Source organism: Ochrobactrum sp. Marseille-Q0166 (assembly GCF_014397025.1).
Lineage (GTDB): Bacteria > Pseudomonadota > Alphaproteobacteria > Rhizobiales > Rhizobiaceae > Brucella.
Map to the genome: position 1 here is coordinate 1,193,043 of NZ_JACJUO010000001.1, position 12,957 is coordinate 1,205,999.

Below are 12,957 nucleotides of genomic sequence, written 5' to 3' on the forward strand. Positions count from 1 at the left end.
GGGACTATGGGCAAAGGCGTAATCGTATTGGCCGCCGGGGGTACGGGTGGCCATCTGTTTCCAGCCGAGGCGCTGGCACATGAACTGAAGTCTCGTGGCTGGGATGTGCATTTGGCAACCGATGCACGCGCACAGCGTTTTGCTGGTGCGTTTGCAGAAGACCATGTGCATGTGATCCGCTCCGCGACCATTGCCGGGCGCAATCCGGTTGCGCTGGCGCGTACTTTGTGGTCGCTCTGGCAGGGCAATCTCGACAGCCGCAAACTGTTTCGTCGCTTGAAGCCGAAGCTCGTCGCCGGTTTTGGCGGCTATCCAACGCTACCGCCACTTTATGCTGCGAGCAATATGGGCATTCCCACACTGGTACATGAGCAAAACGCTGTCATGGGGCGCGCCAATAAGGGGCTGGCCGGTCGTGTAAAAGCGATTGCTGGTGGTTTCCTTCCAGAGACAAGCGGTGCTTACGCCGACAAGATCATTACAACGGGCAATCCGGTACGCCCGCCTGTGCTTGCAGCTGCCAACACGTCGTATAAACCAGCCAAAGAGGGGCAGCGTTTTCGCCTTCTGGTATTTGGTGGCAGTCAGGGCGCGCAGTTTTTCTCAAATGCGATCCCAGAAGCGATTGCGCTTTTGCCTGAGAACGAACGCGCAAGGCTGCTGATTACACAGCAGGCGCGTAAAGAGGATGAAGCTGCCGTGCGTGCCGCATATCAGAAGCTCAAGATCCCAGCGGATGTCGCACCGTTCTTTAACGATATGCCAGCCCGTATTGCCGACGCCCATTTTGTGATTTCGCGTTCCGGTGCTTCGACTGTTTCGGAAATTGCGGCAATTGGCCGTCCCGCCATGCTGGTTCCATTCCCACATGCGCTTGATCATGATCAGGCAGCGAATGCGGCGGCCCTTGCTGCAGCAGGGGGCTGCGATGTGGTTCGGCAGGCTGAACTCACGCCAGAACGTCTGGCCAGCATCATTCTTGCCGCGATCAATGAACCAGAAAGGCTTGAGCAACAGGCAAAAGCCGCGAAAAGCGTTGGCAAGCCTGATGCCGCGCAGTTGCTTGCCGATTTTGCAGAGGCTATTGCAGCAGGAAAATCAGTTCAGGAATTGAAAGAAGGAACTCGGCCATGAAGATGCCGCTCAATATCGGGCTTGTCCATTTTATCGGGATTGGCGGCATTGGCATGAGCGGTATCGCGGAAGTGCTGCACAATCTTGGCTATAAGGTTCAGGGTTCCGATCAGTCGGACAGCGCCAATGTGCAGCGTCTGCGCGAGAAGGGCATTGAGGTTTTCGTCGGTCACAAGGCCGAGAACCTTGGCGACGCCGAAGTCATCGTCGTTTCAACCGCCATCAAGAAGACTAACCCGGAATTGGCTGCCGCTCGCGAAAAGCTTTTGCCGATTGTTCGTCGTGCTGAGATGTTGGCCGAGCTGATGCGCTTTCGTCGTGCGGTTGCCATTGGCGGCACGCATGGCAAAACCACGACCACATCAATGGTTGCGGCTCTGCTTGATGCAGGTCATCTCGACCCCACCGTCATCAATGGCGGGATTATCAATGCTTATGGCACCAATGCCCGTATGGGTGACGGTGACTGGATGGTCGTTGAAGCCGATGAGAGCGACGGTACCTTCCTGAAATTGCCAGCCGATATTGCGGTTGTTACCAACATCGATCCGGAACATCTGGATCACTACGGCAATTTCGACAATGTACGCGCAGCTTTTGCGCAGTTTGTCGAGAACGTGCCGTTCTATGGTTTTGGCGTGATGTGTCTGGACCATCCTGAAGTACAGGCTCTGGTAAGCCGTATCGAAGATCGTCGCATCATCACCTATGGTCAGAACCCGCAGGCCGATGTCCGCTTCGTTAATCATCGCATGGATGGTGCTGCGAGCCTGTTTGACGTGCTCATTCGCTCCCGCAAGGGCGAAACGGTTGAGATCAAGGATCTTCGCTTGCCAATGCCTGGCATGCACAATGTTTCGAATGCAACGGCAGCGATTGCAGTCGCAAACGAACTCGGTATTTCAGCCGACGATATTCGTCGTGGTTTGGGTGCGTTCGGTGGCGTCAAGCGTCGCTTCACTCATACCGGCTCCTGGAATGGCGTCGAAATTTTCGATGACTATGGCCATCATCCGGTCGAAATCCGCGCTGTTCTGAAAGCTGCGCGCGAAGCAACCCAGGGTCGAGTGATCGGTATTGTTCAGCCGCATCGCTATACGCGTCTGCATAGCCTGTTTGATGAATTTGCAGCGTGTTTTAACGATGCTGATACGGTTATAGTTACGCCAGTCTACACAGCTGGTGAAGACCCGATTGACGGCGTGAACTCGGAAGCGCTTGTTTCACGCATCAAGACTGCAGGTCATCGCGATGCACGTTATGCTACTGGTCCTGAAGCACTGGCGCCGTTGGTGGCATCTATTGCAGAGCCCGGTGATTTCGTGGTTTGCCTCGGTGCAGGCAATATCACGCAGTGGGCTTATGCGTTGCCGAAAGAACTGGCTGAGCAGGGTGCAAAGTGATGGAAAGCGGCGAAGCGCTTCTCAAGAAGCTTGATGGCAGGCTTTCCGGTCTTCGCGGCCGCATGATGCCGGATACTGGCATGGACAAGATTACATGGTTCCGTGCCGGTGGCCCCGCTCAGGTTCTGTTCCAGCCTGCTGATGAGGAAGATTTGTCGGCATTCTTGAAAGCTGTGCCGGAAGAAATTCCTCTTCTGGTTGTAGGTATCGGCTCCAACCTTCTGGTTCGTGATGGCGGTATTCCGGGCTTTGTTGTCCGGCTGTCGGCCAAGGGCTTTGGCGAAGTTGAGCGTGTTTCGGAAACCCGGCTCAGAGCAGGGACTGCGACGCCGGACAAGCGTGTGGCTGCGGCAGCACTTGAGGCGGGTCTTGCTGGTTTTCACTTCTACCACGGTATCCCTGGCGGCATTGGTGGCGCGTTGCGGATGAATGCCGGTGCCAACGGTGTTGAAACGCGTGAGCGTGTTGTTGAAGTGCGTGCGCTTGATCGCAAAGGTGATATGCATATCCTGTCCAATGCGGATATGGGTTATGCCTATCGGCATTCCTCAGCGTCGCCTGATCTGATTTTCACCTCGGCTCTGTTCGAAGGTATTCCCGGTGACCGTGAAGAAATTCGCAAAGCCATGGACGAGGTGCAGAATCACCGCGAAACGGTCCAGCCTGTGCGCGAAAAAACCGGCGGCTCAACCTTCAAGAATCCTGAAGGCACATCTGCGTGGAAAGAAATCGACAAGGCTGGTTGCCGTGGTCTGCGTGTTGGTGGCGCACAGATGTCTGAGATGCATTGTAATTTCATGATCAATACCGGAAATGCGACCGGCCATGATCTTGAAACGCTCGGCGAAACTGTTCGCGCTAAAGTTTATGAGAATTCAGGTATTCGCCTTCATTGGGAGATCAAGCGGCTTGGCTTGTTCCGCGAAGGGGAAGAAGTGAAAGAATTCTTGCAAAAAGTCTAATTTTAAGAAGCCCGGATTTCCCACTGAAATTCCGGGCTTTTTTGCGCTTAATAAGCGTTCCGCAAGTCGCTCCCCTTTTGATAGGGGCTTGCCACGGAATCAACTCTCTGATTCTTTATGGTTAACCGTACAGTGATTTGATTCGTCAGGGTTTTCCTGACTTGGGTGTCTGCGGATTGTGTCGCCGGACTATCCAGATTCTATTTTTGATTCGAGCGCAGGGGATGCGCAGAGGGGATGACTGACATGGCTGGACAGAAGGCTGGAAAGCATGTTGCCGTTTTGATGGGTGGCTTCTCATCGGAGCGCCCGGTCAGTCTCTCGTCCGGTGCTGCCTGTGCGCAGGCCCTTGAAGAGCGCGGCTATCGCGTGACGCGCATCGATGTTGATCGCAATGTTGCGCAGGTTCTTGCTGAGCTGAAGCCTGATGTGGCGTTTAATGCATTGCATGGTCCGTTCGGCGAAGATGGTGCCATTCAGGGTGTGCTCGAATATCTCCAGATCCCGTATACCCATTCCGGTGTGCTGGCTTCAGCGCTTGCCATGGATAAGGATCGCGCCAAGAAGGTTGCGGCTGCTGCGGGTGTTGCTGTTGCGCCTTCGCGCCTGATGAACCGCTTTGAAATCGGTAACGAACATCCGATGCAGCCGCCTTATGTGGTGAAGCCGGTGCGTGAGGGGTCGAGCTTTGGCGTCGTTATCGTGCAGGAAGATCAGACCCATCCACCGCAAATCATCAGTTCGAGCGAATGGAATTATGGGGCAGATGTTCTTGTCGAAAAATACATTGCTGGTCGCGAGTTGACCTGTGCGGTTATCGGTGATCGCGCAATGGATGTGTGTGAGATCATTCCGGTGGGGCATCAGTTCTACGATTTTGATTCAAAATACGTGCCTGGTGCATCAACTCACGTCTGTCCGGCAAAAATTTTACCAAATATTTACCAAAAAATACAAACAATGGCCCTTACGGCGCATCGGGCAATCGGGTGTCGGGGCGTAAGCAGATCAGACTTCCGTTTCGATGACCGTTTTTCCGAAGAAGGCGAAGTTATCTGGCTGGAAGTTAACACTCAGCCAGGAATGACTCCTACATCGCTTGTACCTGATATCGCAAAGGCGGCAGGTATCTCTTTTGGTGAATTATTGAGTTGGATGGTGGAGGACGCGTCTTGTTTGCGTTGAACGGCAGATCTCATGAATACAGGCGTTCGAGCGCGGTGCGGGATGCATCGGGTGCGGCCTTTGTTCTGCCGCGCTTTTTGCGCAAGCCGTTTCGCTTCGCCGTTCGTCTGTTTCAGGGCAATATCAACGTTCCGCGCTATGCTGGCACGATTGGTATGCTCGGCTTTCTCGGTGCAACCGGCGTTTACGGTATGGTTCTTGGTGGCCATTCAGAAAACATGGTCAAGGCGACTGCTTCGACGCTGGGGTTTGCAATTGAAGACGTGAAGGTCGTTGGTAACAACGAGACCTCCGATATTGATATTCTCGGCCAGCTTGAGCTGGATGGTGAAACATCGCTCGTTGGCTTAAGTGCTGAGGCTGCGCGTCAGGCTATCGGCAAGCTGCCTTGGGTTGAAAGCGTCGAAGTGCGCAAAGTTTATCCCGGTACACTGCTGGTTTCTCTCCAAGAGCGCAAGGCATTCGCCGTCTGGCAGAATGGACAGGAGCTTTCGCTGATTGATTCTGCGGGTGATACCATCGTCCCCTTCCGTCCAGGTCGTTACAACGCTCTCCCGCTCGTTGTGGGTGAGGGGGCTGAAAAGCGTGTTAAGGGCTTCGTGGATGAAGTTGCTGCATATCCTGCACTGGCTGGCAAGGTTCGCGCCTATATTCGCGTGGCTGACCGTCGCTGGGATATTCTGCTGGAAAATGGCGTTCGCATCATGCTGCCGGAAAATGATCCGATGAAGGCGCTTGCCGAAGTCGAGCATCTGGATAGCGAAAAGCATCTCCTGTCTCGCGATATCACTGCGGTTGATATGCGGCTTGATGACCGTGTTACGGTACAATTGACTGCGAGCGGTATGGAGCAGCGTGAAAAGTTTCTGGCTGATCGTAAAAAAGAACTAGCCCGCACGGGGAAGCGCGTATGAGTATTCTTGGCGGAAAAGGTTCATCTCAAGCTGGAAATGCAGGGCGCAAGGTGCGCCTGCTGACAGTTCTGGATGTGGGTTCAAGCAAGGTTTCCTGCGTCATCGCACGTTTGCGTCCGCATGAAGCTGGCGCGCTTCTTCCGGGCCGTACGCACCGCATGGAGGTGTTGGGCATTGGCCACCAGCGTTCGCGTGGTGTGAAGTCCGGCGTCATCATCGATCTTGATGCTGCTGAACAGTCGATCCGTCTTGCGGTCGATGCTGCCGAGCGCATGGCCGGGCTGACGGTTGATAGTCTGATCGTTAATATTTCGGCAGGTCGTCTCAAGAGCGAAACCTTCACCGCAAGCGTCAATCTCGGCGGTCATGAGGTTGAACAGACAGATATTCGCCGCGTACTGGCGGCGGGCGCAAAGCAGGCACTTGCTGCTGAACGCCACCTCGTACATTCCCTGCCCGTTGGCTATACGCTTGACGGCGAGCGCGGTATTCGCGATCCGCTTGGCATGCTGGGTGACAGCCTTGGCGTCGACATGCATGTGTTGACCGCTGATGCCGCTCCGCTTCGCAATCTGGAACTTTGCGTCAATCGCTGCCATTTGTCGGTCGAAGCAATCGTTGCGACACCCTATGCGAGCGGGCTTGCTGCTCTCGTCGGTGATGAAGCTGAAATGGGTGCGGCCTGTATCGATATGGGCGGGGGCACGACCACGATTTCTGTCTTCTCAGAAGGCAAGTTTATTCACGCTGATGCTGTTGCCATCGGCGGCACACACGTCACGATGGATGTAGCGCGCGGCTTCTCAACCCGTATGGAAGATGCTGAACGCCTCAAGGTCATGTTTGGCTCGGCGCTGCCAAGTGCAGCTGACGACCGTGACCTCATTTCGGTCCCGCCAATTGGCGATGACGAGCGTGATGTTCCCAATCAATATCCGCGTTCAGTGCTGACGCGGATCATCCGTGCACGTGTGGAAGAGACATTAGAACTGGTTCGCGACAGGCTGAACCAGTCGGGCCTCGGACATATCGTTGGCAAGCGCGTTGTTCTGACAGGTGGCGCAAGTCAGCTGCCGGGAATGCCAGAAGCTGCCAGACGGATTCTTGCAAGAAATGTACGAATTGGGCGTCCTCTAGGAATAGCAGGACTGCCTGAGGCGGCGAAGGGGGCGGCTTTCTCCGCGACCGTTGGTCTTCTGATCTACCCTCAGGTGGCGGGTATTGAAGAGCGGTCCGTGAAAGCAGCGTCCTCCGGTCTTATGACTGGTACGGGCGGGCGAATTCAACGTGTCAGCCAATGGCTGAGAGAGAGTTTTTGAGTACACATTGAGTGATTTGATTGCGTGATGTGGGCGTAACCATCAGCGTAATAACCAATTAGCACCGCAGCGGCGAAGCGGTGAGAGGCTTAAGAGGAACGAGAACCATGACAATTAATCTGCAAAAGCCGGACATTACCGAGCTGAAGCCTCGCATCACCGTATTCGGTGTCGGTGGCGGCGGCGGCAACGCGGTCAACAACATGATCAATGCCGGTTTGCGCGGCGTGGATTTTGTTGTCGCCAACACTGACGCGCAGGCTTTGACCATGTCAAAGTCGGAGCGCATGATCCAGCTCGGCGCTGCGGTCACCGAAGGTCTCGGCGCTGGTTCGCAGCCGGAAGTCGGTCGTGCTGCTGCTGAAGAGTGCATTGACGAAATCGTTGATCACCTCAACGGCACACACATGTGCTTCGTTACTGCCGGCATGGGCGGCGGCACCGGTACGGGTGCTGCTCCTGTTGTGGCACGCGCAGCACGTGAACGCGGTATCCTCACCGTTGGCGTTGTAACAAAGCCTTTCCATTTCGAAGGTGCTCGCCGCATGAAGACGGCTGAGCTTGGAATTGAAGAACTGCAGAAGAACGTCGATACGCTTATCGTCATTCCAAACCAGAACCTCTTCCGCATTGCCAACGACAAGACCACCTTCGCCGATGCCTTCGCAATGGCTGACCAGGTGCTCTATTCGGGTGTTGCCTGCATCACCGATCTGATGGTCAAGGAAGGCCTCATCAACCTCGACTTCGCCGACGTTCGCTCGGTTATGCGCGAAATGGGCAAGGCCATGATGGGCACTGGTGAAGCTTCGGGCGAAGGCCGTGCAATGGCTGCCGCGGAAGCTGCAATTGCCAATCCGCTGCTCGACGAAACTTCGATGCGCGGCGCCAAGGGTCTCCTGATTTCGATCACGGGTGGTCGCGATATGACACTCTTCGAAGTTGATGAAGCTGCAACGCGTATCCGTGAAGAAGTTGATCCGGAAGCCAACATTATCCTCGGTGCTACCTTCGACGAAGGTCTTGAAGGTGTTATCCGTGTATCCGTTGTCGCGACCGGCATCGACAAAAAGATCGGAGACGCGGCGCCTGCGCCGCTGGAATTTCGCCAGCCGGTAAAGCCCGTCGCCCAGCAGGCAAAGCCAATGGCTCCGCATGGCGCTTTGCGTCCTCCGGTTGTTGAACAGCCGCGTCACGTTGAACAGCCTGCCCCGGTTGCTCAGTCGGTCGAGTCTGAAATACCAGCCGCCGCTGCCGCTCCGGCCGCTTCGATTGCTCCAGAATTCCGCCCACAGAGCCGCATTTTCCAGGCTCCTGCTGCTGACAGCTTCGAACGTGCACCTGTTGCTCGTCCCGTGGCTCCGCAGCCGCAGATGCACAGCAATCAGGCAACTGCTCAGGCAATGCAGCCGCATGCTTACCAGCAGCCACAGCAGATGCATGCAGAACCGGCTCCCCAGCCACGTCCTGCTCCACGCATGCCAGCTGTTTCGGATTTTCCGCCAGTTGCTCAGGCTGAAATCAATGCACGCCGCGCAGCGCCACAGCAGCCTGCTCAGGAAGAACGTGGTCCAATGGGTCTGCTTTCCCGCCTGACACGTGGTCTCACTCGTCGTGAAGAAGAGCAGCCAGCAGCTCGTCTGGAACCAGCGCAGCATCGTGAACCTGCGATGCGTCAGCCGGAACAGCGCCGCCCAATGCAGCAGGATTCCTCAATCTATGCTCCACGTCGCGGCCAGCTTGATGATCAGGGTCGTCCACAGCCGCGTGCGGCTTCGGAAGAAGATCAGCTCGAAATTCCTGCGTTCCTGCGCCGTCAGTCGAACTGATCGGCAACGAATTTTTGAATTTAAAAGCCGCAGGGTAATACCTGCGGCTTTTTTGTTTGTATCGTTATGTTTTGTAAGAAAGCGTGATTTTGATTGGTTCTCAGCACTTATTATTTATAGCCGGGCGCTCATGTGTGTGAGCGGATTTCTGGGTAACGAATGCTAATTTTGCCATATTTCTTTTGTCTAGGAGGCATGAAAAGTAAGTGTTACGTGGATTTTGACCACATGGATGTTTCAAACAGGGCGGTGACCGGACGCTGCATCGAGCTTTGATACAAAAGAGATTGGACTGGTTTTGAGCGTTTATCAAAAGACAATCGGCCGTGTTTTCACATTGTCGGGTGTAGGGGTTCATGGCGGTACGGACGCGTCGATCACGTTCTCGCCTGCCGATGCCAATACGGGAATTATTTTTCGCCGATCTGATGTCAAGAATGCACCGGACACGCGTGCTCATGCGTCAGAAATTGGCGCCACCGATCTTTGCACAGCTCTTGGTCCGCAAGAATCTCGAATCAATACAGTCGAACATCTGATGGCCGCGATTGCCGCTCTCGGTATCGACAATCTTATTGTAGAGGTTGAAGGTCCCGAGGTTCCTATTCTTGATGGTACTTCTGCGCGTTTTATTGATGGGTTTGATGAAGCCGGTATCGTCATTCAGGATGCCAAACGTCGTTTCATCCGCATTCTTAAAACGGTGCGTGTGGAAGCGGGCGGATCATGGGGCGAGTTTCAGCCCTATTCGGGCACCCGTTATGAAGTCGAAATCGACTTTGAGTGCCCGCTGATTGGACGTCAGAAATATGCGAATGACATCGATGAAGAGACGTTCCGCAAGGATATTTCGACCGCTCGCACTTTCGGCTTCATGAAAGACGTTGAACGATTGTGGGCGGCTGGTCTTGCACTCGGTTCATCCCTTGATAATTCGCTTGTCATCGGTGACGATAATTCGGTGATCAATCCGGGTGGTCTGCGTTTCCAAGATGAGTTTGTGCGCCATAAGACTCTGGATGCGGTAGGCGATCTGGCACTCGCCGGTTTGCCGTTTATCGGTCGTTTCCGGTCCTATCGTGGTGGACACAGGCTGAACGCTGAAACGGTCAAAGCACTTCTCGCGGATAAGTCGAATTACGATATCGTCGAAGCGAGTGGTGTTCTCCGGAATTCTGACAATTCAGATATGGTTGCTGTGCGCCCAAATATTTCCGCCCCCTGGGCGCTTTAAGTGTGCGTTGCGAGGGGCTTAGCATTTGTGGTCATAATTGGGCCGTGATCGCCGGTTCTTGTTTGCGATGAGTCGGTATATTCGATGTGAAGCGACAGCCAGACCTGCCTGATCGGTGAGGTTGTAGCGATTGGTTTGCAAAGATAGTGCCTTAGGCCGTTCCAATAATGCCATTTTCTGGCGATTGATCAGCTAGACGATTGCCGATTACGCCAGCATGTGGTTTATGAACGGCCAAAACAGCGCCGGTTATGTTTACCTGTGCGCTATTGTTGATGTATTGGGATGGATGGAAACAAGCGCGGATCAATCTGTTCGCTTGGTTCCTTACAGAAAAGACGTTGCCAGATGGCCGGAGACCGCATGACGAGTTCGAATTTCCCGGTGAAGACGAAGACCGCGCTGATTGTCAGTGCTCTTGCCGTTTTTGTTCCGCTTGCGGGATGTGCCAGCAAGAACGACGACATCGATCTGACCAAGTATGTTGAGACGATTGATCCGGCGGATAAGCTTTACAATGAAGGTCTTGCGAACCTCGATGCAGGTCGTCTTGGTGAGGCTGCAAAGAAGTTTGCTGCTGTAGACCGCCAGCATCCCTATACTGAATGGGCACGAAAGTCGTTGGTTATGGCGGCCTTCACCAATTATCGTCAGGGTAATTACGAAGAAGCAGTCAATATGGCGAAGCGTTACAACACGCTTTACCCGACTTCGCCTGAATCGGCTTATGCTTATTACATCATCGGTCTGAGCTATTTCCGTCAGATTCCTGACGTGACCCGCGATCAGGCGGCCAGCCGTCGCGCGATTGCTGCGATGCAGGAAGTGGTCGATCGCTTTCCGAACTCCGAATATGTCGAAGATGCAAAGACCAAGATCCGCGTTGCCCGCGATCAGCTCGCTGGTAAGGAAATGCAAGTCGGTCGCTATTATCTTGAGCGCAAGGAATATTTGGCCGCGATCAAGCGTTTCCGTCTGGTTGTTGAAGAATATTCCAACACTCGTCAGGTTGAAGAAGCACTCGCCCGTCTGGTCGAAGCCTATTATGCACTTGGTCTGACGTCTGAAGCTCAGATGGCGGCTTCGGTGCTTGGCAAGAATTTCCCAGACAGCCGCTGGTATAAGGACAGCTACAAGCTTCTCCAGAGCGGTGGCCTTGAGCCACGTGAAAATGGTGGTTCATGGTTGGCAAAGGCTTCATCGCTGATCACGGGCGGCAAATAAGCTGATACCGACATGCTGTCGCACCTGTCGATCCGCGATATTGTTCTGATTGAAAGGCTCGACATCGAGTTCAAGACCGGCTTGTCCGTGCTTACGGGCGAGACCGGCGCCGGTAAATCTATTTTGCTTGATTCGTTGTCGCTGGCGCTTGGCGCCCGCGGCGATGCCTCTCTGGTTCGCCATGGGGCTGATCAGGGTCAGGTGACGGCGGTATTTGATGTGCCGGGTGGTCATCCAGCACGCAAATTTCTTAGCGAAAATGGTTTTGACGATGACGGCGACGTCATCCTGCGTCGCCTTCAGATGGGCGACGGGCGCACGCGCGTTTTCATCAATGATCAGGCGGCAAGCGTTGCGCTGCTGCGTGAACTGGGCAAACGCCTCGTAGAAATTCACGGTCAGCATGATGATCGCGCACTGATCGATACCAATCTTCACCGTACATTGCTGGATGCGTTTGGTGGTCTCGATCCCGAAGCCACAACAGTTCGCGAGCGTTATAAGGCGTGGCGCGATGCTGAAAGCGCGTTGTCGAAGCATAGGGCACGGGTTGAGCAGGCTGAGCGCGAAGGCGATTATCTACGTTCTTCCGTGGAAGAACTGACCAAGCTCGATCCGCAGGCAGGCGAGGAAGACGAACTTGCCGAACGCCGCGCTGTCATGATGAAATCGGAGAAGATCGCAGGTGATGTGAACGAGGCAGGCGAACTTCTGTCGGGCAATGGTTCGCCGGTGCCGACACTTGCAAGCCTTGTGCGCCGTCTGGAGCGTAAAATTCCGGAAGCGCCGCATCTGCTGGAGCCGGTTTGCAAAGCGATTGACGAAGCGCTTAATAGTTTGGCGTTGGCGCAGGATGGTATTGAATATGCCATGCGAGAAATCGATTTTGATCCTCGGGTACTTGAACAGGTCGAAGAACGGCTATTTGCGCTCAGAGCCGCCGCCCGCAAATATTCTGTGGCGGTTGAAGCCCTGCCTGCACTGCGCGATAAGATGGATGCCGATCTCGTTGATCTTGACGCCGGTGCAGAAAAACTGATTCAGCTGGAGGCACAAGCCACAGAAACGCGTGCAGCCTATGATGCTGCTGCGAAGGTGTTGTCAGAGCGTCGCAAGGACACAGCGGATCATCTGAAAGCCGCCGTTATGGCCGAGCTTCCGGCGTTGAAGCTGGAGCGCGCCGAGTTCATCGTGGAAATGACGACTGATACCAAGGCGCGGGCTGCGGAAGGCATTGATACGGTCGAATACTGGGTTCGCACCAATCCGGGCACGCGTGCGGGTCCGATGATGAAAGTTGCCTCTGGTGGCGAGCTTTCGCGCTTCCTGCTGGCGCTGAAGGTGGCTTTGGCCGATCGCGGTTCGGCCCCGACGCTTGTGTTTGACGAAATTGATACGGGTGTGGGCGGTGCAGTTGCCGATGCGATTGGGCAGCGCTTGGCGCGTCTTTCATCGCGGGTGCAGGTTCTTTCGGTCACGCATGCCCCGCAAGTGGCAGCGCGCGCATCGACCCATTTCCTGATTGCAAAATCCGCAACCAATGAAGATCGTATGTCCACATCGATCCGTTCGATTGGTGTGGATGAGCGGCAGGAAGAAATTGCGCGTATGCTGGCCGGAGCCAGCATTACCGATGAAGCGCGTGCCGCAGCCGAGCGTTTGCTGGCTGAGAACAGTTCGCTTGTCTCCTGACAGCACGGTGTCAGGGTGAGCACATGTTCGTAACCAAGCGTGGCTGTAGGCGCGGCGCAAT

10 protein-coding genes are annotated in these 12,957 nt (G+C 54.8%); all 10 read left to right on the top strand.

Annotation, left to right across the window (positions count from 1 at the left end; translation table 11 throughout):
* Window positions 1-6 precede the first annotated feature (6 nt).
* The 10 genes from murG to recN all read left to right on the top strand — a co-directional run bounded on the left by murG (window position 7) and on the right by recN (window position 12,896).
* Window positions 7-1,134, top strand: coding sequence for an undecaprenyldiphospho-muramoylpentapeptide beta-N-acetylglucosaminyltransferase (gene murG, locus H5024_RS05675; protein ID WP_187544415.1), 1,128 nt, complete (start codon window positions 7-9; stop codon window positions 1,132-1,134).
* Window positions 1,131-2,537, top strand: a complete 1,407-nt coding sequence (gene murC / locus H5024_RS05680) for a UDP-N-acetylmuramate--L-alanine ligase (protein WP_187544416.1) — start codon at window positions 1,131-1,133, stop codon at window positions 2,535-2,537. Before murG ends, murC begins: the two co-directional genes overlap by 4 nt.
* Window positions 2,537-3,499 carry a UDP-N-acetylmuramate dehydrogenase gene (murB, locus tag H5024_RS05685; protein WP_187544417.1) on the top strand — a complete coding sequence of 321 codons (963 nt, stop codon included), beginning with the start codon at window positions 2,537-2,539 and terminating at the stop codon, window positions 3,497-3,499. The genes murC and murB overlap by 1 nt, the downstream gene beginning before the upstream one ends.
* Window positions 3,500-3,745: 246 nt before the next feature.
* Window positions 3,746-4,684 (top strand): D-alanine--D-alanine ligase, encoded by a 939-nt coding sequence (locus H5024_RS05690; protein WP_187544418.1) that lies wholly within the window; start codon window positions 3,746-3,748, stop codon window positions 4,682-4,684.
* Complete coding sequence (locus H5024_RS05695) at window positions 4,672-5,598, top strand: cell division protein FtsQ/DivIB (RefSeq protein ID WP_187544419.1); 927 nt, start codon at window positions 4,672-4,674, stop codon at window positions 5,596-5,598. The genes H5024_RS05690 and H5024_RS05695 overlap by 13 nt, the downstream gene beginning before the upstream one ends.
* Complete coding sequence (gene ftsA / locus H5024_RS05700) at window positions 5,595-6,917, top strand: cell division protein FtsA (protein ID WP_187544420.1); 1,323 nt, start codon at window positions 5,595-5,597, stop codon at window positions 6,915-6,917. The genes H5024_RS05695 and ftsA overlap by 4 nt, the downstream gene beginning before the upstream one ends.
* 107 nt (window positions 6,918-7,024) lie before the next feature.
* Window positions 7,025-8,746 (top strand): cell division protein FtsZ, encoded by a 1,722-nt coding sequence (gene ftsZ, locus H5024_RS05705; protein ID WP_187544421.1) that lies wholly within the window; start codon window positions 7,025-7,027, stop codon window positions 8,744-8,746.
* Window positions 8,747-9,044: 298 nt separating this feature from the next.
* Window positions 9,045-9,980 carry a UDP-3-O-acyl-N-acetylglucosamine deacetylase gene (gene lpxC, locus H5024_RS05710; RefSeq protein WP_187544422.1) on the top strand — a complete coding sequence of 312 codons (936 nt, stop codon included), beginning with the start codon at window positions 9,045-9,047 and terminating at the stop codon, window positions 9,978-9,980.
* A 363-nt stretch (window positions 9,981-10,343) separates the two neighbouring features.
* Window positions 10,344-11,204 carry an outer membrane protein assembly factor BamD gene (locus H5024_RS05715; RefSeq protein WP_187544423.1) on the top strand — a complete coding sequence of 287 codons (861 nt, stop codon included), beginning with the start codon at window positions 10,344-10,346 and terminating at the stop codon, window positions 11,202-11,204.
* A 12-nt stretch (window positions 11,205-11,216) separates the two neighbouring features.
* Window positions 11,217-12,896, top strand: a complete 1,680-nt coding sequence (recN, locus tag H5024_RS05720; RefSeq protein WP_187544424.1) for a DNA repair protein RecN — start codon at window positions 11,217-11,219, stop codon at window positions 12,894-12,896.
* Window positions 12,897-12,957 lie beyond the last annotated feature (61 nt).

Bases quoted from the DNA above. Each gene is read 5' to 3' on its own strand.
- murG (WP_187544415.1), top strand. From the start codon at position 7: ATGGGCAAAGGCGTAATCGTATTGGCCGCCGGGGGTACGGGTGGCCAT.
- murC (WP_187544416.1), top strand. From the start codon at position 1,131: ATGAAGATGCCGCTCAATATCGGGCTTGTCCATTTTATCGGGATTGGC.
- murB (WP_187544417.1), top strand. From the start codon at position 2,537: ATGGAAAGCGGCGAAGCGCTTCTCAAGAAGCTTGATGGCAGGCTTTCC.
- H5024_RS05690 (WP_187544418.1), top strand. From the start codon at position 3,746: ATGGCTGGACAGAAGGCTGGAAAGCATGTTGCCGTTTTGATGGGTGGC.
- ftsA (WP_187544420.1), top strand. From the start codon at position 5,595: ATGAGTATTCTTGGCGGAAAAGGTTCATCTCAAGCTGGAAATGCAGGG.
- ftsZ (WP_187544421.1), top strand. From the start codon at position 7,025: ATGACAATTAATCTGCAAAAGCCGGACATTACCGAGCTGAAGCCTCGC.
- H5024_RS05715 (WP_187544423.1), top strand. From the start codon at position 10,344: ATGACGAGTTCGAATTTCCCGGTGAAGACGAAGACCGCGCTGATTGTC.
- recN (WP_187544424.1), top strand. From the start codon at position 11,217: ATGCTGTCGCACCTGTCGATCCGCGATATTGTTCTGATTGAAAGGCTC.